Source organism: Murimonas intestini, assembly GCF_024622195.1.
Classification (GTDB): domain Bacteria; phylum Bacillota; class Clostridia; order Lachnospirales; family Lachnospiraceae; genus Murimonas; species Murimonas intestini.
Window position 1 is genome coordinate 19,757 of sequence record NZ_JANKBI010000018.1, and the last position, 24,327, is coordinate 44,083.

Annotated in this window: 20 protein-coding genes and 7 pseudogenes; 3 read left to right on the forward strand and 24 right to left on the reverse strand. The window is 43.6% G+C overall.

Annotated features, from left to right (window positions below; genetic code table 11):
* Positions 1-5 precede the first annotated feature (5 nt).
* From NSB28_RS20145 to tnpA, 3 genes are read right to left on the reverse strand one after another with little or no spacing between them, the layout of a single operon-like run.
* A complete protein-coding gene (locus tag NSB28_RS20145; RefSeq protein ID WP_109748497.1) occupies positions 6-3,668 on the reverse strand; it encodes an FtsX-like permease family protein in 3,663 nt (1,220 codons plus the stop codon).
* A gap of 8 nt (positions 3,669-3,676) precedes the next feature.
* Positions 3,677-4,432, reverse strand: coding sequence for an ABC transporter ATP-binding protein (locus NSB28_RS20150; protein WP_109748482.1), 756 nt, complete (start codon positions 4,430-4,432; stop codon positions 3,677-3,679).
* A gap of 44 nt (positions 4,433-4,476) precedes the next feature.
* On the reverse strand, positions 4,477-4,890 hold the full coding sequence (tnpA, locus tag NSB28_RS20155) for an IS200/IS605 family transposase (protein WP_257497579.1): 414 nt from the start codon (positions 4,888-4,890) through the stop codon (positions 4,477-4,479).
* A 277-nt stretch (positions 4,891-5,167) separates the two neighbouring features.
* Here tnpA and NSB28_RS20160 point away from each other — a divergent pair, with 277 nt between their 5' ends.
* Positions 5,168-5,728 (forward strand): hypothetical protein, encoded by a 561-nt coding sequence (locus NSB28_RS20160; protein ID WP_109748481.1) that lies wholly within the window; start codon positions 5,168-5,170, stop codon positions 5,726-5,728.
* 19 nt (positions 5,729-5,747) lie between these two features.
* Positions 5,748-6,932 (forward strand): iron-containing alcohol dehydrogenase, encoded by a 1,185-nt coding sequence (locus NSB28_RS20165; protein WP_109748480.1) that lies wholly within the window; start codon positions 5,748-5,750, stop codon positions 6,930-6,932.
* A gap of 101 nt (positions 6,933-7,033) precedes the next feature.
* On the opposite strand, the gene NSB28_RS20170 is transcribed toward NSB28_RS20165, so the two are convergent.
* The 9 genes and pseudogenes from NSB28_RS20170 to NSB28_RS20205 form a co-directional block, all read right to left on the reverse strand.
* On the reverse strand, positions 7,034-8,443 hold the full coding sequence (locus tag NSB28_RS20170; protein WP_109748479.1) for an alanine/glycine:cation symporter family protein: 1,410 nt from the start codon (positions 8,441-8,443) through the stop codon (positions 7,034-7,036).
* A 10-nt stretch (positions 8,444-8,453) separates the two neighbouring features.
* On the reverse strand, positions 8,454-8,939 hold the full coding sequence (gene ybaK / locus NSB28_RS20175; RefSeq protein ID WP_109748478.1) for a Cys-tRNA(Pro) deacylase: 486 nt from the start codon (positions 8,937-8,939) through the stop codon (positions 8,454-8,456).
* A 38-nt stretch (positions 8,940-8,977) separates the two neighbouring features.
* Positions 8,978-10,198, reverse strand: coding sequence for a peptidase T (gene pepT / locus NSB28_RS20180; RefSeq protein ID WP_109748477.1), 1,221 nt, complete (start codon positions 10,196-10,198; stop codon positions 8,978-8,980).
* Positions 10,199-10,496: 298 nt separating this feature from the next.
* Positions 10,497-10,922, reverse strand: coding sequence for an Hsp20/alpha crystallin family protein (locus tag NSB28_RS20185; RefSeq protein WP_109748476.1), 426 nt, complete (start codon positions 10,920-10,922; stop codon positions 10,497-10,499).
* 204 nt (positions 10,923-11,126) lie between these two features.
* Entirely contained in the window at positions 11,127-11,552 is a 426-nt protein-coding gene (locus NSB28_RS20190) for an Hsp20/alpha crystallin family protein (RefSeq protein ID WP_109748475.1), read from the reverse strand.
* Between the two features lie 247 nt (positions 11,553-11,799).
* Positions 11,800-12,051 (reverse strand): annotated as a pseudogene (locus tag NSB28_RS25165) (tyrosine-type recombinase/integrase); the annotation flags it as partial.
* Between the two features lie 18 nt (positions 12,052-12,069).
* Positions 12,070-12,264 (reverse strand): annotated as a pseudogene (locus NSB28_RS25170) (integrase DNA-binding domain-containing protein); the annotation flags it as partial.
* A gap of 9 nt (positions 12,265-12,273) precedes the next feature.
* Positions 12,274-12,750, reverse strand: a complete 477-nt coding sequence (gene tsaA / locus NSB28_RS20200) for a tRNA (N6-threonylcarbamoyladenosine(37)-N6)-methyltransferase TrmO (RefSeq protein WP_109748474.1) — start codon at positions 12,748-12,750, stop codon at positions 12,274-12,276.
* Between the two features lie 84 nt (positions 12,751-12,834).
* Positions 12,835-13,665: a MerR family transcriptional regulator gene (locus tag NSB28_RS20205; RefSeq protein ID WP_109748473.1), complete on the reverse strand. Its 831-nt coding sequence runs from the start codon at positions 13,663-13,665 to the stop codon at positions 12,835-12,837.
* 76 nt (positions 13,666-13,741) lie between these two features.
* Between NSB28_RS20205 and NSB28_RS25175 the strand changes: the two are divergent.
* Positions 13,742-13,864 (forward strand): annotated as a pseudogene (locus tag NSB28_RS25175) (helix-turn-helix domain-containing protein); the annotation flags it as partial.
* Between the two features lie 318 nt (positions 13,865-14,182).
* Here the strand turns inward: NSB28_RS25175 and NSB28_RS25180 are convergent.
* The 12 genes and pseudogenes from NSB28_RS25180 to NSB28_RS20270 form a co-directional block, all read right to left on the reverse strand.
* Positions 14,183-15,057 (reverse strand): annotated as a pseudogene (locus NSB28_RS25180) (anti-phage BREX system Lon protease BrxL).
* 157 nt (positions 15,058-15,214) lie between these two features.
* Entirely contained in the window at positions 15,215-16,831 is a 1,617-nt protein-coding gene (pglZ, locus tag NSB28_RS20225; RefSeq protein WP_334304803.1) for a BREX-1 system phosphatase PglZ type A, read from the reverse strand.
* A gap of 31 nt (positions 16,832-16,862) precedes the next feature.
* Complete coding sequence (locus NSB28_RS24885) at positions 16,863-17,090, reverse strand: hypothetical protein (protein ID WP_330581502.1); 228 nt, start codon at positions 17,088-17,090, stop codon at positions 16,863-16,865.
* Positions 17,091-17,096: 6 nt separating this feature from the next.
* A pseudogene (locus NSB28_RS20230) lies at positions 17,097-18,477 on the reverse strand (ATP-binding protein).
* Positions 18,478-18,514: 37 nt separating this feature from the next.
* Positions 18,515-19,306, reverse strand: a complete 792-nt coding sequence (locus tag NSB28_RS20235) for a hypothetical protein (protein WP_109748472.1) — start codon at positions 19,304-19,306, stop codon at positions 18,515-18,517.
* Positions 19,293-19,754 carry a hypothetical protein gene (locus NSB28_RS20240; RefSeq protein WP_109748471.1) on the reverse strand — a complete coding sequence of 154 codons (462 nt, stop codon included), beginning with the start codon at positions 19,752-19,754 and terminating at the stop codon, positions 19,293-19,295. The genes NSB28_RS20235 and NSB28_RS20240 overlap by 14 nt, the downstream gene beginning before the upstream one ends.
* An 11-nt stretch (positions 19,755-19,765) precedes the next feature.
* Positions 19,766-20,710, reverse strand: a pseudogene (locus NSB28_RS20245) (BREX-1 system adenine-specific DNA-methyltransferase PglX); the annotation flags it as partial.
* A 233-nt stretch (positions 20,711-20,943) separates the two neighbouring features.
* Positions 20,944-21,165 carry a hypothetical protein gene (locus tag NSB28_RS20250; RefSeq protein WP_330581498.1) on the reverse strand — a complete coding sequence of 74 codons (222 nt, stop codon included), beginning with the start codon at positions 21,163-21,165 and terminating at the stop codon, positions 20,944-20,946.
* Between the two features lie 23 nt (positions 21,166-21,188).
* Positions 21,189-21,660, reverse strand: a pseudogene (locus tag NSB28_RS20255) (DUF1819 family protein).
* A 14-nt stretch (positions 21,661-21,674) separates the two neighbouring features.
* Positions 21,675-21,893, reverse strand: coding sequence for a helix-turn-helix domain-containing protein (locus NSB28_RS20260; RefSeq protein ID WP_109748470.1), 219 nt, complete (start codon positions 21,891-21,893; stop codon positions 21,675-21,677).
* 875 nt (positions 21,894-22,768) lie between these two features.
* The gene (locus tag NSB28_RS20265; protein WP_109748468.1) at positions 22,769-23,512 is read right to left on the reverse strand and encodes an ABC transporter permease; all 744 of its coding nucleotides are present in this window, start codon (positions 23,510-23,512) and stop codon (positions 22,769-22,771) included.
* A complete protein-coding gene (locus NSB28_RS20270; RefSeq protein ID WP_109748467.1) occupies positions 23,499-24,230 on the reverse strand; it encodes an ABC transporter ATP-binding protein in 732 nt (243 codons plus the stop codon). Before NSB28_RS20270 ends, NSB28_RS20265 begins: the two co-directional genes overlap by 14 nt.
* Positions 24,231-24,327 lie beyond the last annotated feature (97 nt).

Sequence of the window (24,327 nt, forward strand, 5' to 3'; positions counted from 1 at the left end):
GACCTCTATTCTATACTTTTTAATGATTCTACCATATCAATTTTCTTCAGCTTGAAGTACATGACACCATTTACAAAAAGTGAGAATGCAAATGTAAACAGGATGGAATATACAAAGCTCAATGGTTCAATATTCCTTCCAAACATGGCAGCATCCACTTCAACTGTAACAATGACAAACCGGTGCAGGATAGTCCCCAGCCCTGAGCCCACGGCCGCCCCTATAAGGGTAAGCAGGATATTTTCCCTGTATACATAGGCGGATACTTCTTTGTCGTAGAAACCGAGCACCTTGAAGGTAGCCAGCTCCCGCTTCCGCTCATTGATATTGATATTATTCAGATTATATAATACCACAAATGCAAGCATACCGGCAGATGTAATCAGGACCACGATTACAGTATCCAGGCTGCTCAGCATATCGTTGACCTCATTCATGACACTTCCGGTGTAGCTGACGCTCAGAGCCCCCTTATATTTCAGCGCTTCCTGACCTAACTGGGACGCTGACGCACTGTCATGTTCAGGAGTCATAAAGAAAATACTGTTGTATTTGGCCTCATCTCCATAAAGGTCTTTGTACATTCCCGGGGCCATATAAGCATAGTTGCTCACATAGTTCTCACAGATGGCGGATACTTTTGCTTCTTTGTTCTTTCCATTATCTTCCACAATCTCTACAGTATCCCCCACACCAGCCCCCAGCTGCTTGGCTGTCTTCTCAGCCAGGACGATTCCGCTATCATCTAGCGTATATGGGGTCTTTGTCCTGCGGTCTCTCAGCACAAAGAATTTGCTGAAATCATCCAGATTTTCCGGAACCACCAGGTATACCTCCTGATTGCCTGATGCCGAAGATGATGTCATCTTTACCTTTTTCATTACAGCAGGAAGTTTTTCTGAAGCTTTGGGATTCTCAGACAGGAACTCTTCCAGCTCCTCTATCTGCGGATCACTGGCATCTTCATTCAGAATGACCATGCCATCATAAAGCTGCAGTTCCCCGTACTGCAGGACTGCAATGTTTGTAACGGAGTCCCTGATGCCAAATCCCACAAGCATCAGCGCCATACAGCCTCCAATTCCGAATATAGTCATAAAGAACCGCTTCTTATATCTGAACAGGTTCCTGATCGTGGACTTCCAGGTAAAGCTTAAATGCTTCCAGATAAATGTCACTCTCTCAAGCAGCACCCTCTTGCCCTGCTTAGGCGCAGGCGGGCGCATGAGGGAAGCAGGCGTCTCTGAAAGCTCCTTGTAGCAGGACGCAAGCGTTGCCGCCATTGTACAGAACACTGCGGCCCCGGTAGCTATCAGAGCAAACTGCAGATTGTATGGGATCTCCAGATTAGGAATATGATACATGATCTCATAAGCCCTTATGATCACCCACGGGAATACCTTCTCACCTATCAGGGCGCCGAACACACTGCCGCCCACTGTCGCCAGCAGTGCATAGTAGACATACTTTGACATGATAGGCCATTTAGAATAACCCAGGGCCTTCATAGTCCCGATCTGTGTCCTCTCCTCCTCAACCATCCTGGTCATGGTCGTCAGGCTGATAAGCGCTGCCACCAGGAAGAACAGGACAGGGAAAACCTCTCCTATATTTTTCATCCTGTCTGCATTATCCCCAAAACCTGTATATTCACTCAGAGATGACCTGTCATATATGATCCACTCCGGCATCTCAAGGTCAGCCAGCTCAGCCTTTGCATCTTCTATCTTCTGTCTGCCCTTTTCAAGTTCATCCTGGGCATCGATTTTAGCCTGCTCATACTCTTTCCTGCCGTCCTCCAGCTTCTTCTTATTCTCTGCTATCTCTTTTTCTGCATCCTCAATTTCTTTTTCGCCGTCAGCTATCTGCTGTTCACCGTCAGCTATCTGTTTACGTCCATCCTCCAGCTGAGCCGCCCCGTCATCCAACTGGGTCTGGGCTGCTGCAAGAGCCGCCTCATTTGACGCAAGCTCTTCCCTGGCCTGCTGCAGCTGGGCTGATGCTGAATCCAGCTGGGCCTGGGCTGAAGTCAGCTGGGCCTCCGTATTTGCTATCTCTGTCCTGGCTGCGTCCAGCTGGTTTTTGCCCTGGTCAAGCTGTGCCTGGGCTGCATCAAATTCCGCCTGTACCGTTCCGGCATCAGGAAGGGCTGCCTCCTGCGCATCCAGCTCGGCACGCGAGGCCTGAAGCAGCTGTTCCTGCTCTGCTATATATTGGCCAGCTGCAGTTAAGCCTGGCTCCTGCTCAGCAATGGTGGCCTCTATAGCAGAAGCTGCCGCTATCTGCTCCTCTGTGGCGCTCCCTGCATCGATCAGCTGCTGAAGCGCTGCCAGCTGCTCCCTGGCAGAATCCAGTCCGGCCATACCCGCATCATACTCCTGCTTTGCTGCCGCAAGCTGAGCCTCACCGGCCTCCAGATCCTGTCTTGCCTGAGCGATCTGGGCAACTCCTGACTCATATTCATCCTTCTTCCCCTGAAGCTCCGCCACGCCCGCATTATAATTTGCCTCTTCCTGCTCCAGCTGTGCCTTTCCATCTGAGAGCTGCTGCCACCCATTGTCTATCTGGGCCTGGGCATCCGGGTAGGATGCGTTATACTCCGCCTCCTTGGCCTCAAGCTGGGCTTTTCCATCAGCATACTGCTGCCAGGCATTGCCCAGTTCTTCGTTAGAATTATTCCATTCCTCCTGCTTTTCCTCAATGGTCGCTTTGGAGTCTGCCAGCTCTTTTTGGGCGTCCTCCAGATCTGCCTTCGCCTTTGCCAGCTCTGACTCGCCCTCCGCCAGTTCAGATTCTCCTTCAATCAGCTCTGATTCAGCCTCTGAGAGCTTCTGATCTGCCTCACTCTGGCCCTCATCCAGTTCTGACTGTGCCTCCGCGATCTTATCATCAGCGCCATCGAGTATCTCATTATACCTCTGCTCACACTGGATATCCTCGATACCCTCAACTTGGCCCTGTACCTCCGCCACCAGATCCTCATACTCCTGGGAATAGCACACCAGCTCCTGCGCTCCCTTAACCTTCATATAAGCCTGGGTATAGACCTCCTGGTCAAAGTTTTCAGGTAATATGTATGCAAACCCGCTGACCTCACCAGTCCCGATATTTGTACTGCCGCGGCTGAATGAAATATAAGCCGGGCTGCTGCCAATCCCTGATATTTTATATTCCAGCGTCTTCAAAGTATCTTCGTCAGTATCCTTATCAAGGCGCAGCGTCAGGGTATCTCCCACTTTATATCCTGCATTTGCCGCAAATTCAGAATCCAGAAAGCATTCCCCTTCATTTTGCGGCATCTCACCTTCTGACAAGGTAAGCTTATTCATTTCCGGCAGGACAGACTCAATATGTAATACCTTTTCATCTTCACCGGAGCCTGTCATGGCATCCAGCATATATCCGGGCTCTACCCTGTCTATCCCGTCAAGAGCCTTCAGCGCCTCCACATCTTTGTCTGTTATTCCCAGAGTGCTGATGACCTTCAGATCCATAGTGTCCCGCTCATCGTAGAATGCATCCCCTGTATAGCGCATGTCAGGAGCAGAAGCCTGTATTCCTGAATAAAAGGCAACTCCCAGTGCTACGATAAAAAAGATAGATATGAACCTGTTCAAGCTCTTTCTGATTTCCATAAAAAAATCTTTTCTGAGTGCACGCTTCTTCATCTGATCCCCTACCATTCAATATATTCTACGGATACAGGAGTCTCATTCTTGTACATTTGGGAGACCTTCCCGTTTTTGATCTTGATCACCCTGTCCGCCATGGGCGTCAGGGCGGTATTGTGTGTAATGACAATGACCGTCATGCCCTTAAGCCTGCACATATCCTGCAATAGCTTCAGTATAGCTTTGCCTGTCTGGTAATCCAGGGCTCCTGTAGGTTCATCGCACAGCAGAAGCTTAGGATTCTTGGCAAGCGCTCTGGCGATCGAGACACGCTGCTGCTCCCCGCCTGAGAGCTGTGCCGGAAAGTTGTTCAGTCTTTCTCCAAGGCCCACATCCTCAAGCACTTCCCTGGCATTCAGAGGATTCCTGCATATCTGAAGGGCCAGCTCCACATTCTCTAAAGCAGTCAGGTTAGGCACCAGATTATAAAACTGGAAGACAAACCCTATATCATCCCTTCTGTAGGAGGTCAGCTGCTTCTGGGAATATCTGGCTATATTTCTGTTATCTACCAGTACCTTGCCCCCTGAAGCCGTGTCCATCCCTCCCAGGATATTCAGAACCGTTGTCTTGCCTGCGCCGCTGGGGCCCACGATCACTACAAATTCACCCTTGGCGATCTCAAAATCAATACCATCCACTGCATGGATATCTATCTCCCCCATATGATAAACCTTAGTAACGCCTTCCAGTTTTACGAAAGCCTCCCTTTCAAAGTCCTCCAGGTCACCGAACCCGCCTGTTTTCTTATATCCAGCCATACTATTTCCTCCTGACAGAATCCGTTTTCTTTTTGTGTGGTTTATTATCCCTGTTCATGCTTTTCCCCCTGGCTTTCTATATAAGTGCGTATTGTTTCTATGGGGGCCCCGCCCGTACTGAGCAGGCAAAAGCTCTGGCTCCAAAACGCCTCTTTCCAGAGCTTTTCCCGTATCTGCGGGAACTCTTTTTTGATCAGCCTGCTGCTTGCACTCTTATAAGCATTGATAAACTTGCTGAGTTCACTTTTCGGCTGGGCACGGAACTTCACATGTACATGATCTTTGCCATGGTTCCATTCTTCCGGCGTGATCCCATACTTTGGCGCAATATAACAGAAGATCTCTTCAGCACGTTTGGAGACTTTATAATCTATGACATTCCTCCTATATTTTACCACCATAATCAAGTGATAAGACAGCAGAAATACTGAATGTGCATTATTATCTAATTTTTCTATATAAATCAACCCCTTTCTCCGGCTGACCAGCCATCGACTGATTATATGATAACACATCTTTATAATCGAATCCCGCTAGATTATGTTAAAATTTTATAAATAATCCGGTTATCCCTACCTTATTCCCCGGTGTATTTATCTTGACAACCAAACCATCTGTGCTATACTCTATTTAATTGGTAATTCAAAATATTTGAGTCTAGTGATATATAAGTGTGAAATTGATCTGGCATTATTTCACACGATCACAACTGGATCGTTTTTTATGGAGGTTCCTATGAGTTTGAAAAAACGCCTGTCCCTGACACTAAAGAAAAATATCTGCGCAATTGTCCTGTATTTCCTGTTTGGGGCTTTAAAGCAGCTGGCTGCCTGCGATACAAGGATCGCAAAAGAAATCTCTTCCTGGCCCGAGGGCATGGTTTACTGCCTGAAGGCTTCTAAAAACGGGCCCTTCCTGTGTTTTGAAAAATCAGGAGACTCTCTGAACCGCCTGAAGGAATACACACCAGACTGCCGGAATGTACGCATCACATTTAAGAGTATTGATTCCGCCTTTCTTGTCCTCACAGGACAGCTGGGTCTGTCAGGCTCCTACAGCGCCCACGGCTTCATCCTGGAGGGCGATGTCCAGAAGACCATGTCCCTGTGCCGCTGTGCAGACCTGGCAGAGGGTTATCTCTTCCCCCGGGTCATGACAAGGCGTATTCTCAAAGAAGTACCAGAAAAAGAACATTGTACACTGAATATCTACGGCCGCATTCTCCTGGGCATGTTTACTCTTCAGTACCGCCAGATATGTGCGGCACCGCAGCAGTACTTGTCCCGGAAGGCCTGAAAAGGAGTAACTATCTGCCATGAAGCCTGCTTATTATGAATTTCAGAACAGCGCAAAAATTCTAGCCGGAAAATATGCGCTTGAAAACATTCCCACAGAACTTGAAAACCTGGGATGCAAATCCCCCATACTGCTGACAGACAATGTCCTGGCTAAGATCGGAACAATGCAGACAGTGCTGGACGCTCTGGGTGCCGGCGGTATCGTGCCTGCTGCAGTCTTTACTGATATCCCGGCTGATTCCTCGGACCAGACAGTAAACGCGATCGCAGCCCTGTACAGGAAATCCGGCTGCGACGGCATTGTGGCCGCGGGGGGCGGCTCTGTCATTGACACTGCTAAAGGTGTCAGAATGCTTCTCTCCCAGGATATTACAGACATCCTGGAGCTTATGGGATGTGAATGCATCGGCAGGGGACGCCAGATCCCCTTTGTGATCATTCCCACCACCTCCGGCACAGGGTCGGAATCCACTCTGGTGGCAGTTATTAAAAACGTAGAAAAACAGGTAAAGATGGAATTTATCTCATACTACCTCCAGCCTGACGCAGCAGTGCTGGATCCCCGTATGACCGTAAGCCTGCCCCCCAAAATGACAGCTTCCACTGCCATGGATGCACTCTGCCATGCGATAGAGGCATACTCCTGTCTCCAGAAAAATCCTCTCAGCGATGCATATGCATCTGCAGCCATCAAGATGATCTGCTCCAATCTCTATACAGCGGTAAAAAACGGCAGGGATGAAGAGGCGCGCATGGCCCTGGCAAATGGCTCCTTAATGGCAGGAGCCGCCTTTTCCAATTCTATGGTGGGAATCGTTCACGCCATAGGCCACGCTCTGGGCGGTATCTGCGGCGTGCCCCATGCGGAAGCCATGACCATTCTGCTGCCCTACTGTCTGGAATACAACATGGATAAATGTGAGGAAGATTATGCTAAGCTGCTGCTCTTTATGACTGACGAAGAGACTTATGCCTCCACTCCCGGACAGGAGCGTGCGTCAAAGACCGTTGAAATGATACGCCGGATGACCTGCCGGCTGCATGAAATGTGCGGCCTTCCGCTGACATTGCAGGAGGTGGGCGTATTAGAAAAGGATTTCGAAAAAGTGGCTCAGGCAGCTGTAAATGACGGAGCCATGATAGTAAACCCCAAAAAAGCTGATACAGCGGACGTCATTTCTATCTTAAAACGCGCCTGGTAACTGCGCTGCTGCTGCAAAATTATATAAAAGAGGATCTGCCCTGAGTGCCCCATTGGCACCGGACAGATCCTCTCTTAATTTTACCTGCAAACCCATGAAAATCACCCTTGGCGATGGGGCTTGCTGAAATATTTTTTCGTCTCCGCCGCAATGACTCCCGACAGTGCCACAATGGCTATCAGGTTCGGCAATGCCATCAGGGCATTAAAGATATCCGCTATAGTCCAGACAACTGAAACAGTCATAAACGGACCTATAAAAACGGCAAGGATATACAGCCATCTGTAGCTCTGCACGATTTTCCTGTTTCCTTTGCACAAGTATTCCAGGCAGCGCTCACTGTAATAATTCCATCCCAAAATAGTTGTAAATGCAAAAAAGACGAGGCAGATCATCAGGATAAAGGCGCTGACGCTCTCTGCAAAGGGAAGGCCCTGAACAAAGGCCGTAGTTGTAACAGCCACACCCTCCAGCCCTATATCCCATGTCCCTGTCAGTACGATCGCAAGGCCTGTCATGGTACAGATTACGATAGTATCTATAAAAGTTCCCGTCATAGATACAAGCCCCTGTCTCACCGGCTCATTCGTCTGGGCGGCCGCTGCCGCGATCGGCGCGCTTCCAAGGCCTGCCTCATTTGAGAAAATTCCCCGGGCAATCCCCTTCTGCATGGCTGCCATCATGGCTCCCAATGCCCCGCCAGCCGCAGCACGCAGGCCAAAGGCTCCCTCAAAGATCTGTGCAAAGGCCTGAGGGATCTTATCAAAATTAAGGACCAGAAGCACAACAATGACCAGTATATAAAGTCCTGCCATAAACGGGACTACGATCTCAGATACCTTGGATATCCTCTTGATTCCGCCTATGATCACAAGCCCGGTACAGACAGTCAGTATGATGCCTGCTATAAGCACAGTCCATGAGTATTCCCGGCCAAAAATGGAAAGGCTCCACGCTGTCTGGGGATCAAAAAAGTTCTTTACAGCATCTGTGATGCCATTAACCTGCGTAAAGGTTCCCATTCCCAGAAGACCAACAATAACTCCGAAAAATGCAAACATTTTAGCAAGCCATTTAAACCTGCTGCCCATACCATTTTCTATGTAGTAGAAGGGACCGCCCAGCACATGACCATCCTTTCCAATCACCCGATACTTGATCGCCAAAACGCCTTCCGCATACTTTGTCGCCATTCCGAACAGGGCGGCCACCCACATCCAAAACAGAGCGCCGGGACCTCCGGCTACAAGAGCGGTAGCCACTCCCACAATATTTCCTGTACCTATAGTGGCAGAGAGCGCAGTGCAGAGCGCCGCAAAGCTGGTTACCTCCCCTTCTCCGCCCTCTTCATTCTTAAACATGTATTTCAGGGCTCTTGGAAGTCTTCTGAACTGAAGTCCCTTAAGCCTGACTGTCAGATATATCCCTGTAAAGAGTATCAAAAAAATGAGGGGGATATTCCACAGGAAGTCATCCAGACTCGTCAATAACCCACTAATAAATTCTAACATCTGTCACCTCTTATCCATTTTGACCTGTCAGGTCTTCAAATACTGCCCCTGTTACCCTGGACAGATCCTTTGGAGAGAGCTTTATCGTAGCCCCAAGCCTTCCTCCGCTCACATAGATCTCATCAAAATCCAGGGCGTTCTTCTGTATTACTGTCTTGTACTGCTTTTTCATTCCCAGCGGGCTGCAGCCTCCCCTGACATAGCCAGTGATCTTATTAATATCCTTTACATGTATCATCTCCACAGACTTCTCGCCCACGGCCCTGGCCGCCAGCTTCAGCTGGACCTCCTGCGCCACAGGTATCACAAATACATAGTATTCCCCGCTCTTTCCCTGAGCCACAAGTGTCTTAAAGGACTGAGCCGCAGGCGCCCCTGTCTTTTCCAGGGTATGAAGGCCGTCAATAAACTCATCACATTCGTAGAGGATCATTTCATAGGCAACTTTATTTTTGTCCAGAATCCTCATTGCATTTGTTTTAACTTCTTTTGCCATACTTATCCGCCTCTCTCCAATGTCCCGGCCTGCAGTTCCTACTCTGAATATAATTTTACAATTTCAGTCAGCACATCCACAGCCTTGTCCATGCCTTCTGCTGTGATATGCTCATATGGTCCATGGAATGCATAGCCGCCGGTACCCAGATTTGGGCATGGAAGTCCCATAAAACTGAGCCGTGCCCCGTCTGTGCCGCCGCGGATCGGCAGTGTAAACGGCTTGATGCCTGCATTTTCCATAGCTTTTGACGCATTTTCTATGAGGTGGAAGCATTCCCTGATCTTCTCGGCCATGTTCCGGTACTGCTCTTTGATAGTCAGCTTAACAGTGCCCTCTCCGTATTTCTCATTCATTTTTTCGCAGATATCAGTCATGATCTGCTCGCGTTTTTTAAATTTATCCCAGTCATGATCTCTTATAATGTAAGAAAGTTTTGCTTTTTCCACGGTGCCTGATATATATTCCAGATGATAGAACCCCTCATATCCTTCTGTATCCCTCGGTGTTTCTCTCTTTGGAAGCATTTCGTTGATTTCCGATGCCACAGCAGACGCATTGATCATAGTATCCTTGGAGCTGCCCGGATGTACGTTAAAGCCGGTCACTTCTATTTTTGCACCGCTGGCATTAAAGTTTTCATACTCTAGTTCATCCTCGCTGCCGCCGTCAACCGTGTAGGCAAACTCAGCCCCGAAATGTTCCACATCAAACAGATCTGCACCCTGTCCAACCTCTTCATCGGGAGTAAACCCTATGGAGATCTGTCCGTGGGGAATACCCTCTTCCTTCAGCCTTTCTGCCATAGTCAGGATTTCTGCAATTCCCGCCTTGTCGTCTGCACCAAGTATTGTTGTCCCGTCACTGGTTATGAGCGTCCTGCCTGCCAGTTTAGTCAGATGAGGAAAAGTCCTTACCTCCAGCTTACGGCCGCTCTCACCCAGCTCCAGATCCCCTCCGTCATAATTTTCATGGAGAATCGGCCTCACCTGATGGTCCGCAAAATCAGATACTGTATCCATATGAGCGATGAACCCGATCTTAGTCTTGTCCTCATACCCCTCTGTGGCCGGAATCATGCCATATACATAACAGTTTTCATCTACCCTTGCATCCTGGATCCCCAGCTCCTGCATCTCTTTTACCAGCTGCCTGGCCAGCACAAACTGCTCCTTAGTCGTGGGCACTGTGGTGCTCTCATAATCACTCGCCGTGGGAACTACCACATAACGAAGAAATTTTTCATAAGCTCTTTCCATTCCATTTAACCTCATTTCCTAATTATTTTTATAATGACCCCATCGAGGCGAGGGAGCCGCATATAATCTATCATTAAGATTACCCTATTTTATGCAAAATATCAAGTATCGAGCGCGTTATTGGTCACAGAGCATAACAATTCAGCCTTCCACTGTTCCGTGAAGTAACTTCGCGCAAAAATGCACGAACATTCCGAGAGCTGCCGTGCCATAGACGCACAAAAGCTGTACCGGCCTGTTGCAAATGGCCGGTACAGCTTTTTTACTTACCTCTTATTTATAAGATGTCTGCTCTACACTACTCAATAGCTATATAATTCGGCTTCTCTTCTACCTGCTGCTGGACTGCCTTAGGAATTGCGAGCCTTAAGATTCCATCCTTAAAGCCTGCCCTGATATCCTCCTGTTTAACTCCTTCGCCAACGTAGAAGCTTCTCTTGCAGGTCCCGCTGTAACGTTCTCTGCGGATAAATTTGCCGTTGTCATCTTTTTCGTCCTTGCTTTCGTTCTTATTGGCTGTGATGGTCAGGTATCCATCTTTTAACTCTGCCTGGATATCTTCTTTTGTATACCCCGGCAGCTCAATGTCTACCAGATAGCCATTGTCCTGTTCCTGGACATCTGTCTTCATCAGCTGTGTTGTACCGCTTTCAAATGCTCCGCTAAAGAACGGGTCTCTGAACATCTCATCAAATAAATCAAACGCTCTGTTTCTAAATAACATAAGTCATTCCTCCTTAAAAATTAACCAGACATTTCTGCCTGTTTAGAGCATCGTGCCGCTCATATGCGGCAAAATTCATCTGTCAACATGTTCCAAAGTCTATGTGAACGGGAAGGCAGTTATGCCGTTTCTGTGCATCACGGAGCGTGTTACTGGCCGCGGAGTGAACAGTAATGTTATGCCTTCCCGGTACATGGATATAAATTATTCAATCGAAATGAATTTCGGTTTTTCTTCTACCGGCTTCGGAGTATCCTTTGGCACTGCCAGTCTCAATATTCCATCCTGGAACCCTGCCTTGATATCCTCCTGTTTTACATTCTCCCCTACATAGAAGCTTCTCTTGCAGGTTCCTGTATAGCGCTCTCTCCGGATATAACGGCCCTTCTCATCTTTCTCTTCTTTATTGTCATTTCTGATGGCTGTAATAGTCAGATAGCCGTCTTTTAACTCTGCCTTAATATCTTCCTTTGCGTAACCAGGCAGTTCAATATCAACCAGATAACCATTGTCCTTTTCTCTCACATCCGTCTTCATGACCTGCGCTGTTCCATTATCAATTACACGGTCAAAAAACGGATCCTTAAACATCTCATCAAATAAATCAAACGCTCTGTTCCTTAATAACATAAGTCATTCCTCCTTGGATTTATATTAACTGTATCGGCTGTTGTAACCGAATTGGTTGTTGTATTTGTTTCATTTGTTATATATTTTATAGCACATATTGTTAGCACTGTCAAGAGGTGAGTGCTAATTTTTTCTGATTTTTTTAGCAACCCTTTAAAATCACTGGTTTGCAGCAATCTATTTCTCTTGAAATTGTCATTTTTTCTATTTTGACACCAATTTGACACCTATTTTTGTTTTTCTGGTGTCAGAAGTTTACCGCCATGCTGTCCAGCTTCGCAACCTCATTTTCAATTCTCGCTCTGTCACCTAAATGGTTATATACTTCCATAGTCACATCAATGTGTGCATGACCCATGATATACTGTAAAACTTTTATATCCATACGGCACTCTGCCATTCTGGTACAAACTGTGTGGCGCATGATATGAGCGGAAATTTTCGGTAGCAGTTCTGCTTTTCTATGCTCTTTCTTTGCGGCTTTTACTTCTTCCTTATCTCTCAATTCTGGTAAGTCCTGTGCATAGATGGTAAGACGTTTGCCTGTCCGAACATCTGTGCAGCGGTAACTGTATCTGCCATCACTTCGCCAGCTTTCGCCCTCTCTTAATTTTCTTCCTTTGTGGCCTTTTCTACTGTTTGCCATGAGAACCAATCCTAGTTCCGTATGGATAGCCGGCTTTTCAGATATATAATCTTGTAGACTCATCATGCACCACTCCTAAAAGTTAAATTCTTGCTCCCATGCAAATGTTCCAGATTCCTCTAAACTTTTCGGCCAATGGCTGCACCATCCGGGAACAACTGGTGTTTCCACTCTGTCAAGGCTCGGTGTATAAGGCTTGATGTCAATAATAGGTGTATTGTCATTAGCGTCAATGTAGGTAATCTGGATAATACCATTCTGATAATCTACATGAATAATCTCTACTGCCGTTAATGCAATAGGGTTTGGACGTATTGGCGACCTTGTGGCAAAAATACCCATCTTTTCTGGAGCATTTTTATAAGGCTGTTCTGTCTCTAATACAGACCTATATTCTTCCTTATCAAAATCACTGAACCACCAAAGAACATTGATATGGCTAAAACCATCCAAAGCCTTTAATGCTGGAATAAATTCAGCCTTTAGTTTAATAAATGTTCCTGTTTCATTGTTACAGATAATTCCTATCGAATTTACGTTATAAGTTTTCATATTTTTTCCTCCATTTTCATTTATCTGTAATCAAACAGTAAACCCTAACATCATGTGAGAGTCAAGAAAAAACGTCCTGCAAAATCACAAGACGTTTTCATAGTTTTTTTCTAAAGGTATCTGAATTTCAGTTAAATATTTCTGTGGATTTTCTTCATTCCACGGACCACGATGTACAATTTGCCTATTTTCACCTTTCATTTTATACTGACTATTATTTTGTAACCATTTTGCAAATGTGAGATATGCAGCCGCAATATTTGAAAAATTTCCATAGACCATAGTACAAGCCATTATAGGAACAGGTTCAGTGCGCCGGAATTTAAAGGGTTCTATATCTTTACCAGCTTTGCTTACAACCACACATAGTTCCACGTCAACATTTTCTTCCCTGTAATCTTCATCATGATAAATAGAAAATGTATCACTTAGGAGTTCAACTCTATGCTGTTTGGCAAATTCTGATAATTCATTCCACAATCCACCCTCAGAATAATAGTCAGGTATTACTTTTCTCAATGACAGAACCTGGTAACCTGGAACAGATTTTATAGAAATATTGTAATGTATTTCATTTTTTCCATTCAACAACTCATTTTTAGCAAGTTCAATTTTTTTTAGCTTTTCTTGCTCTGTATGTATGTTATGTTTAATATCTTCATATTTTTTATCAAGCTGCTCTATAATTAAAGTATCATTTTCACCATTAAGGGCAACTGCTATTTCAGCCACATTGAACCCACTGTCACGTAGATATATAATTTTATTTAAAGTAGGTATCTGTTCAACTGAATACATACGATATCCAGTCCATGAGTCAATTTCCGCTGGTCTTAGTAAACCAGTTTCATCATAGTATCGTAACATACGAACAGATACTTGTGTCAGTTTTGAAAATTCACCAATTCTAAACATCTTATCCCTCCATTTCTGACTCTAATTATAAATATTCTTTTTTAATACTTCAATAATAAAACAGGCCTGCAATATGGATGAATTGAAATCCGGTGAGATTACCAGAGATGAATATTTTGAGTGGAAAATCAACTGGCCACAGACCTGTGAAGGATGTGGGAAATTTGAACCTAAGAAGAAATGGCGAATATTAATATAAAATTTTCCCCACCACTGGAAATTTATCCAACGATGGGGATATCATTTTTCTAGCTGCCAGAGATTTCGCTTTTAACTTAAAAATTAGCATTGAAGTAACTACTAACTTATATAAAGAGTGTAATTTAAATCCCACAAAAAATCAAGAGGTTTACGGATCCGGAGGTGCAATCGGATGTCCAACCTTCACGGATACCAGATATTCCTCAACTGCCTCTCTATTAAATAAATATGCTGACAGCTGATTCCTAATATTTTGACCAGCATACATACCTGTTAAAACCACATGAATGGCACCCAGCGCCTTAAACACAGCATCCTACGCACTCTGATACGGAATCAGCTGGAATGTACTCATCAGATCAGCCGGAACACTTGCGAAATCAACAAACGAGGTACTCGGAATCAGCACCTTCTTTGCACCACTGTCCAGGCATACTTGAAGCGTATTGGCAAGTTCATCCACCTTTATCATCGTGCCGCTGATTGTAATATCTCCCAGAATTGCCAGATTGCTGACCACTGGTTTTCCCAGTGCAATCGAGCAAAGGGCAGTCAATGTAGGAAGTGCCACCTTCTCGGTCATGCCGATAGAACGGAGAAGAATATCCAGCCATTCGTCTTTTGTAAAGGCTTTTCGTCTCTGCTTCAATTCATCAATATCAATGTGTGGCAACCGAATCGTTGTCAACTTACGGATACTAATTGGCGAAATCTCTTTCTGCTTTTTTGTTTAGAACAAAGCGGATTCCCGTCAATATCCTCAATGCCAAAGTTATTGTCACCTTCAACTTCATAATCCAACTGAACAATGCACCAGATACCACCACAGAGTAAACGATCAAACTTTCCGGGTTTTTGTCAGTAATCGGTACATTGCCAACTCCCAGATCAAAAAACTCTGCAAAAAAGCAATCCTTTTTTACGCAACTGAGAAAGAATCTTCTGCGATTCATCCGGGCATACAAAGTTGTCAGCAAGAATCCGCTTTACATTTTGTACATCTTTTTCAATGACAGTTTCATCATCTGAGCTGCAATACTGCCCCAACAGGAACTCAAGGACATAAACCGGAACATTCGCCCCTTCCTTGATTTTTGTCAGGTCTTTCCGAACAATCTTACCGTCAAAATCCTGACGGAGCTTGTTCTTTATTTCTTCACGGGTATTTTCACCCTCTGTAAATTGCTCCATCTTTATCCTCCTGCGGTATTAACTAAAAAAATTGAACTCATCCACCGCAAAGGCGATGTCAATCTGAAACGGCTCACGTTGTGGCATCTGCACTCTCTGTTCATCTGCAATTACCAGATAGTAAGTAGCGGTATTGCTGTATTTCAGAGATTTCAGATTAAACTGGCAGCGGAAAGTTCTTTCTGCACCGTTGTCGCTGGCCATTTTCATCCGTAAAGTAAACCTGATAAGTAGCCGCTTCACGGTTTGCACTGACTGCATCCTTCTGATAGAAGTTCAGTGAGAAAATCATATTGCTGATTTTACGATTTGCGGACAGCAGATTGACTGTTACCGGTTTGGTATCATATTTCTGCTTATTACGTTTATACTCCATAGAATCATTGCGGAGATAGTGGTACTCGATCACCGGAACAACCATTTCCTGCAAGCTGATACCACCATGCACAAAATTCATAGCACCGCCACTCATCTTAATCCGGATACTCTCTCTTGGAGTAAATCCTTCAAACTCTGTATTTCCCCCCAGAAATTTTACAGGCATCAAATAATCTGGCTGTACACCTTTCTGCATAATTGCATATCTTCTTCCATATTCCACACACCGTCTGATGCTTTCTTTTTTTATAACATCAGAGTTTACTACATCCGCATCAAAAAAGCCTCTTTTATCTACCTTATCCTCTTCCTTTAAAGGACTGTATGTATAAAGGAATCCATGGTCAGCCGTAATTAAAATATTCGTGCCGCCAAATTCATTTACAATAATACGCACAAGATTCTTCAATTCTGAAATTGCTTTATCGCAAGCTGCAAAAACAGCAGTATCGGAAGTATGGCTGGCTTCATCAATGGTATCGTGATAAATATAAACCACATCCATTCCTTTCACCAGGGCACTTCTCTCTGCTCGCTTCATGGCAATAATATCATTATATTTCAATGCGACACTCGCTGAATCTTCTGCTTTCAAAACCTTATCCCGATAGATGCTTGCCGTAGACTGACCATCTGCCAAAACTGTCAAAATATCATTCCGAACCTCTACCGTCAGTTCTTTGTGCGGCAGTAACGATGCCATACCGAACTTTGTGATAGAAGGAAAAATACTCTGCATACTGCTGATGGAAACCTTACTCTGTGTTTCTCTCTGAAGCTGATCTGCCATGGTAGCCGCCACTTCATAGCGCATAGCATCCGAAATAATCACGAACACCTTGGTATCTGAAGTTTTTATGCGGGAATAATAAAATTCTTCCTGCTGTGGTACTTCCAAAACCTTACCATAGGTTGCCAGTTCATCCGCACATACATCGGACCAGTTATTACCCAACTCGCCCAGAAACCAATGAGTATAAAGTCCTTCCACTTTATCGACAACGTGCTTAAACAAATCGTCCAGAAGAATATTGGAAGTCTCCAGACTCTTTTGAAAACTAAGATGAAACAAGCGGTAATAGGTGTCCATCTGATAATAGCTTTCCGTATATTCTTTCCAGATTCCTTTTGCTTCTGCGGTATGGAATCCGGCAGAATGCTCTTTAAAGAAGCTCTGCATATTTGCCACCTGCAAGATACCGTCATAAAAATTCTCAAACGGCTCATACCATGCACAGGTTCTTCGCTTTTCAACAGTAGAAGTTATGCTGTCCACATCAATGATATGGTCGCTGATCTCTGTCATCAGCTTAGTCAGAATCACTTCGTTGATGCACGGAAAGCACTCGGTTCCTGCCAAATCATCCACAGTTAGCTTTTCGAAACGCTGATGCAAACGGGCTTCATCCTCAACATATCGTGCCACATCACAGATAGTTTGTGGTCAGATCATCTACCGAAAGCAGTTTCTTCACAGAAAACGCATTATTGCCAGTCAGTGCAATGACCTTTGCATTTTCCAGAACCACTTCGTCCAGCTTATCCTCAAATTCCTTATCTTCATCGTACCAAAAGATGATACGACGCTGATAAAACTCCGGCAGAGGTGCAGCAAATCTGCGGTTCAAGTCTTGTATTACTTTGTCTGTATCCACGCTGCATTATCTCCCTTCCGTATTTTTTACATAAATTGTGCTTCTCGCTGCACCTGCTTTCTTCAGCCAATCTTTTTCAATCATCAACTGCAAAATAACCCTTGCTCTACGTTGCTTCACATTGAGAAGTTCCATCACCTTATTTGTTGTTATAGAACCATTTTCCAATACATATTTATAAATGCGTTGTTCCTGTTCACTATCCGGCATTTTGATAGTATTATCCGGCACTTCATCGGCACTATTCGGCACTTTGATAGTATTATCCGGCATTTTATCGGCACTATTGGGATCATTGAGATTACGATTGGAGTCATTGAGGTCAACAATGCCATCAATCTGACCTCGATAAATATTAATACGCAAATCAACCTCGCCACCTATAAACTCCGGTTCCTGCAGTCCGGCAGCTTTTACTTTATCAATAATTCTCGGAATACCGCTTCCCCAATGCTCAATCAAATTCATATAAGCAAACGCATGAGCAAGAGCTTCATTTCTGATTTTAGAATAGCCTTCTTTCATGCGCTCCATAGTTTGTCCCATTGGCAGCTTTCCAGGAGAAGTGATTTCTAATCGATTGTCATATACTGCAACCTGTATCGTACCATGATCCAGGTAACTACGATGCACCATGGCATTGATAATCAACTCACGAATGGCATCCGGTGGAATCTCATAAATGTCCTGCCGATAAATCCCCACAATGGTAGCACCCAAGTGAATATTTCGCAGAACAAACTGAAATGCTTCGTCTATCTGCTCCCAAAGCGGACCGGTATACTCCCGTCGATCAACAAATACCGCTTTCGTTGTACCTTTGAACACGCCACATTGCGTTGCAACATGAAGTCCTCCGTTACCCGTTAAAATAGCAAAAGCATTGGACGGATAATCTTTTCCATCACGCTCAATCAGAACGCCCCATGAACGGAGTTGTTGTCTGCCAACATCTTTAATCGATGCTTTCTGTTCCTCCGTATGGGCGTTTTTGACTGCCTGCCCTTTCATACCTTTGCAAAGAGCATCAATATCTTCATCCGTGATATTCAACCCGGTACACAAAGACTGATCGTAGTAGCGGTTGCTTCCCTCAAACAGCAATTCTTTTATCATATACTCGTCAGCAAGCCGGGTGGTTCCGGCAACACGAACATATACACCGCCTTCTCTGCCAAGGGCTTTGATATAATATGGGCGCTGTCTGCCCTCAGAAACCTCTACCACAATAACTGTCTTACCATCAATCGTCTGTAAAGTAATATCCGGGATAATAACCATTTGCAAAGGCAACCACGGACTTCATATATTTGATGCTTTTCTCCGGCAGGCTTTCTTTGAACTCTACGTTCTTCGATTCTCCTGCAAGAATTTCTTCTATGGTCATCATAACACCCCGCTCTCTTTTACAGTTTTAACCGTTGTTACGATAGCATTGATCCAACAAACTGAATCAAAGCCGTAACAGCCGATCCAAATTCGACGGTTCCTTTTATAGCTTGCAACGAAGCTATTGCCGTTTTTATCATAGATTTCTTTGGCTTTTCAGATATGACTTCTGCTTTTATAACTTCCAGGCTTTCAGATGCAGCTTCTTTATCTTCATCTGATGTAAGGGTGTCCATCTTTGTTCGAACTGCGGCAATCAACTGTTCTATTGCATTTGCAGTTGCGCCAATATTTGTAGTTGCCGTGACAGAAGAATTATCATTTGCAATAATAGCTTGACCATTTTGCACAGTCACGTTATAAACATTCTTTTCATCTATTCCCATATCAATACCTATTTTCGTTAAATATCTTTCTACATGGCGAATCAGCACCATAACAAATCGTTCATTAAAGCCTTTGATTTTATCCTGCCATTTAGCGGAAGAAGAATATCCTATAGCAACACCACGATATACAGAACTATTAGTTTCTACTAAATATCGTAAAACAGCATACACATTTCGTACTTCTTCTTCATCGGTTTCACCCAATGAGAAAACCAAGTGTCCGTATGATCCTTGTACTTCCTTAATTTCTTTTTCTAAATCCCAATCACAACTGCCGCAACCATGTATGTAATCATTGATAATCGGAGTGCTATCCATATATTTCACAAATTTTGCAAGCACCCCAGCATAATCTTCATAGTCTGCCTGAAGTAGTCGATTTGAACAGCTGTTAAAATCATATTGGATTTTTCTAAGTTCTTTTCTATTCAATTTCATAGTTTTTCACCCCACAAAACGGGCAATACGCACCCGTCATCTTTAATAATGGCTTGATTTTTGTAGTACGCTCGCAACATGAAAAATTGCAAATTTCCATTGCTTCTATGCCTGACCGAATAGGGTCTTCATTTTCATGCTTCGGACGTTTTTCAACCTTGAATGTAATGATTCCTTTTTTACTATGCCGTTCCATTTTTTTAAATTCATTATAAATCATATCATTGACGGCATTTGTCACCGTTTTCATGGCAAGTTCAAACACATCCTCCGTAACATAATTTTCACTTATTAAACCGCAGCTTGGACAAAATATATGAAGCACCCTGTCATCCTCTAAATCAGAAGGAGTTGCCTTAAAATATGTGCCACAATGCTCGCATTGCAGAAGAACATAGCCATCATCATCCGTGGGAATAGAAATCGTCATATTGATTTCATCACTCATACTTTTCTCCCTTACTTTATTTTAGCCAAAACATCCTGGAAAATTGCATAATTCTTCATCACGCCATCATCCAGGTCAATAGAAATCATCTGATCAGCAAGGTGATGTATCTTTTCCTCATAAATTCTAATCTCTGTATCCTGTGCCTGCAAAGCAGTCAGCTTTTTATTCAGCTTCACACGCTCGCCGGTGGAAGCGTTAGTAACACGCTGTTCCAGGTCAGCAATGGCAGTACGATATCGAGCCTGCTGTTCATGTACTTAGTCGGTACGAATACGGGCGATCGTATCCTGCTGATAACGGTGCATATAAATCAGAGCCTTAAAGCCGTTCTTCTTGCCGCTGTCAAATAGCCAGTAAATCGGGCGTTTCTGATAAATCTTGCAATGGTCAGCATAGAAGTCGCTCAGGAAATAATTACGAATCACATCCTTCGGCTGACCTTTGCCGCCAAGTGCATCGGCAATGAATTTCAGATTTTCATCCAATGTATCTGCACCATAAACCGTTTTTACAAACTCCACGAACAGACCGACAATATCATCCTCAAAGTATTCATCATCACAAATCGGGATAATATTATCCTTATCCGCAGCGAAAGAAGCATACTTTCCAGCATCCCATTCGCCGCCTGCATAAGCAAGTCCGTCCATATCCAAAGAGTAGCGACCGAACATACAACCAACCGCATAGGAAATGAAAGAGCGAATATCCCTGTCAAGATCAGCTTTGCGAACAGTTACAGCCTTATCCTCAACCTCTGGTGTCAGCTCATCCTGTAATCCGTAAATGTCGATGAAAATGCGGTTCAGTTCTTCCTCATTGACTTTCAGTTGATTGAAACGATTGTCACATTCAGCCTGCCACTGATCAAAGGCTTCCGCAATGGTAGAAATTTTGCGAAGCAGTGGATGGTGTGGGAAGTCCCATGAGGTTTCAAAAGAATCCCAATCTTTATGTGATTCATCAATATTCTGCTGTACATACATACTAATTTCTTTTTTCCTATCTGCTTTAACTCTCCATGGTAATCTACTAATATCACCCGGTTGAAAATGCATAGTAGGATTCAGTGCATCCAAAATAACATCCGCAACGCATGAATTTAAGTATCCAAGAAGATATTTCTCACACCCTTCCTCTATGCGACACATACAAGAGGCACTTTCTATAAATGTTCCGTTATCTTTTACTCTAAATGATGGTTTTCCAGCTGATTCACAAAATGGCGGACAACCATTTCATTCTCTGGTTCATAGCAGAAGATTCTAATATTCACCTCATTGCTCAGTCCCTTTCCTTCCAGAAACTCCGGTTCCTGAATCAATGCCCGAACTTTGTCCAGGCGTTCTTTTATACGGCCCGGGCCGCCCTCTCTTTCGGCTGTGCCGAAATTCACCTTATCACTCATTGGCTCCCTCCTACGAAAAGCAATTAAACGCTGGCAATAATCTGTTTTAACTTTGTTATTGTGGTATCGCTCCAGGAAGCTACGGTATCATTCTGTTCCTGCAAACGCATAAAAAATGTATTCAAATCTATCTTACCAAAAGACGTGTCCCTTAACCGGTACTTCTCGCCAATAACCGTCAGCATAAATTCCCAGACCAGTCGGCTTCGCTTCATCAATGCATACAGACAAATCTGTTTTGCTACATCTGTCGGCTGTGATGCAATCGCAGAAACCAGTGAATCATCTTCCAGCGCATGAAGCCGTTTGATGCAGGCTTTCGCCATGCGTGTGATGGATTTTTCCGTTGGGTACTGGAAAAGATTCTGCTCTACAATTTTTTTCAATCGCATCATCAGAAAGTCCTGATGCCATCAGCTTTGCGGTAGAACGCATTTCGGAGAAAAGGAACGGCTCTCTGGTCAAAGACGCAATATAAGGATAAGAATGATCCATGCTACCGTACCTCCTTACTGTTCCTCTTTTTTATCTGGAACAAATTCCATGATGTCTCCAACATCGCAATTTAACACAGAACAAATCTTCGACACAATTTCTGTACTAACATTTTCATCTTTTGATAATCGAGACATCGTTGTTGTACTAACTCCTGTCATTGCACGCAGATCTTTCTTCATCATGTCTTTATCAATCAACAATTTCCACAATTTCTTGTAACTAATTGCCATTTTTTCACCTCAGTCTTATTTGTTTAAAATCTCTGTTCACATCGTATTTTTTATCATATCATATGAATGCGTTTTGGACAATCTAATATATTGAAAATCACAATTAAATTCTGAAATATCGCATTTTAAAATCAAAGAAAACATATCTCAATAAGAGCAAATACAATCGCCACAATATATCCGATCCCACAGAAGAATTTTTTTGAATTATTTTCTCTAATTGAAGTTTCATTCTCTTTTTCAGTTCTTTTTGCTTTTTATATGCCTCATCAAGAGTCTGCACAGATGATTTATTGACCTGGTTCTTCAATTTAGAGTTCTGGTCCCGAACGTCTTTTATTTCCTCTTCGAGCCGCTTTTGCTCAATCCTGCTCTTCAAGCCATTTCTGTTCCTCAGATCGTCGTTCCATACAGAAAAAGACGCAAGCCACTTTTCTATGACTCACGCCTTTCTCTGCAATTATTCACTTTTCAATGCTTGTTAGTTTCAATTTCCTACGCACTGCGTAGCCTTTTAGGATGTCCATTTAAACATAAATCAATTCTATCAATCAATCTAGTAAAAAGTCTCAGAAATGGCGCTGCTCATAATAACTGCATTCTGGCAGATTTAGCCCACGGCACTTCACGTGCGCCCAGAGAAATCAGTCAAGCTATCGGCCAGATTTCCTCTATAAATACAAATCAGCGGCAGAAAAAATTATCCTGCCGCCCAATGCTTGAATTTGTAAGAATTTGTCAAAAAATTTTTTCAGGATCAGTTGACTTTTTCCCAAGAAGCACATATTTTTTATAAAAATATTGGTCTGACACCAATTTGACACCAACATTTGCTGCTGGTATCATCAAATCTCAGGAAATACAGTTTCCATGGATTACTCCCACCTAAAGAATTTAAGAGATATCCCGGTACATACTATAATTATAATTACCATCAAAACAACAGGGAAAAAGATATTGTCTAGGGGAAGGTCTAAAGACGTTCCTTTTAACAGCTTAATGCCTTGGGTCAATGGGAGTATATCAGCAACTCTCTGCAGTACAGCAGGCATGATCTCATAGGGCAAAGTTGCCCCGGAGAAGATCAGCATTGGAAAATACAAAATACTGGCTATTGTACCTGCCATCTTTATGTTAGGCGCAATGCCCCCCACCATCATGCCAATACTGAACATTGACAACATAACCAGTAAAAATGATAGTAAAAATTCTGCAAAAGAACCCACCATTCTAAAATCAAAAAAACAAAATGCTGTAATGTAGATAAGTGCTAAGGATGCCAGAGCATAGATGGAATAAATCGTTACCTCCACCAGTAAAATTACAACAGGCCTCACAGGTGTAACTTTAAACCTTTTTAAAATCTTTCGGTTTCTGTAGTCAGATACAACCAGCGGTAATCCCATCAAACCGCCGGCACCAATGGCAATCGTAGATACAGCGCCGAATGATTGTTGTAAGAATGTATATTCCGCTCCCTCAAATGCTGGTTTATTTCCATAAATGATTCCCAACAGAACAATAACTGCCACAGGTATACAGATAGCAAAAATAAACATATCCATTCCTCTAAAAGATAGCTTTAATTCTGTTTTGAGCATAGTTTTAAATGTTTTCATCTGCTGTTTCCTCCTCCGCATACCAAAGATAAACATCTTCAAAGTTTTTATAAGGGCTGTTTTCCACTGCTTCTTTAATTGTGCCGGAGAATACGGCGTTTCCTTTTTTCAATATCATGATCTTATCACAAAGGGCTTCCACCTCATCCATAAAATGAGAAGTTAAAAAAATAGTTAATCCCTTTTCTTTCAGCTGTGACAAGCATTTCCACACATCACGGCGTGCCTTTGTATCCAGTCCCGTTGTCAATTCATCTAAAAAGACAACCTTCGGATTGGGAATCAGAGATAAAACAATAAATAACCTTTGCTTCTGCCCTCCCGATAACGCTGACACCGGACTCTTTATTTTTTCAGATAATCCAAACTGCCCTAATAATGCCTTGTAATCAGCAGTATCCTTGTAAAGACACTGAGTTTCCTCACACAATTCAGATACCAGAATGTTATCCTGGCAGCTGGACTCCTGAAATTGGACCCCTACATTTTCAAACAGCTTCTTTCTGTCCTCAGCAGGATCCATACCAAGGATACGTACTCTTCCCTTGTCAGGTTTCCTTGTTCCTAAGATACATTCGATAGCAGTGCTTTTACCAGCTCCATTTGCACCAAGAAGCCCAAAGACTTCACCCCTTTTTACAGAAATATTGACATCATTAAGTACTGTGATATTTCCATATGATTTTTTTAAATTCTCAACCTTGATTGCTGCGTCCACTCGCATACCTCCTTTATTTTATGGCAAAATAATAACACCAGAAAAAACTCTGGTGTTAAAATGGAGGGTTTGATTTATAAGTTTCTTTGTAAATACA

Excerpts from the sequence above, each read along its gene's own strand:
- NSB28_RS20145 (WP_109748497.1), bottom strand. The coding sequence starts at position 3,668 with ATGAAGAAGCGTGCACTCAGAAAAGATTTTTTTATGGAAATCAGAAAG.
- NSB28_RS20150 (WP_109748482.1), bottom strand. The coding sequence starts at position 4,432 with ATGGCTGGATATAAGAAAACAGGCGGGTTCGGTGACCTGGAGGACTTT.
- NSB28_RS20160 (WP_109748481.1), top strand. The coding sequence starts at position 5,168 with ATGAGTTTGAAAAAACGCCTGTCCCTGACACTAAAGAAAAATATCTGC.
- NSB28_RS20165 (WP_109748480.1), top strand. The coding sequence starts at position 5,748 with ATGAAGCCTGCTTATTATGAATTTCAGAACAGCGCAAAAATTCTAGCC.
- NSB28_RS20170 (WP_109748479.1), bottom strand. The coding sequence starts at position 8,443 with ATGTTAGAATTTATTAGTGGGTTATTGACGAGTCTGGATGACTTCCTG.
- ybaK (WP_109748478.1), bottom strand. The coding sequence starts at position 8,939 with ATGGCAAAAGAAGTTAAAACAAATGCAATGAGGATTCTGGACAAAAAT.
- pepT (WP_109748477.1), bottom strand. The coding sequence starts at position 10,198 with ATGGAAAGAGCTTATGAAAAATTTCTTCGTTATGTGGTAGTTCCCACG.
- NSB28_RS20185 (WP_109748476.1), bottom strand. The coding sequence starts at position 10,922 with ATGTTATTTAGAAACAGAGCGTTTGATTTATTTGATGAGATGTTCAGA.
- NSB28_RS20190 (WP_109748475.1), bottom strand. The coding sequence starts at position 11,552 with ATGTTATTAAGGAACAGAGCGTTTGATTTATTTGATGAGATGTTTAAG.
- tsaA (WP_109748474.1), bottom strand. The coding sequence starts at position 12,750 with ATGAAAACTTATAACGTAAATTCGATAGGAATTATCTGTAACAATGAA.
- NSB28_RS20205 (WP_109748473.1), bottom strand. The coding sequence starts at position 13,665 with ATGTTTAGAATTGGTGAATTTTCAAAACTGACACAAGTATCTGTTCGT.
- NSB28_RS20235 (WP_109748472.1), bottom strand. The coding sequence starts at position 19,306 with ATGAAATTGAATAGAAAAGAACTTAGAAAAATCCAATATGATTTTAAC.
- NSB28_RS20240 (WP_109748471.1), bottom strand. The coding sequence starts at position 19,754 with ATGAGTGATGAAATCAATATGACGATTTCTATTCCCACGGATGATGAT.
- NSB28_RS20250 (WP_330581498.1), bottom strand. The coding sequence starts at position 21,165 with ATGAGTGATAAGGTGAATTTCGGCACAGCCGAAAGAGAGGGCGGCCCG.
- NSB28_RS20260 (WP_109748470.1), bottom strand. The coding sequence starts at position 21,893 with ATGGCAATTAGTTACAAGAAATTGTGGAAATTGTTGATTGATAAAGAC.
- NSB28_RS20265 (WP_109748468.1), bottom strand. The coding sequence starts at position 23,512 with ATGAAAACATTTAAAACTATGCTCAAAACAGAATTAAAGCTATCTTTT.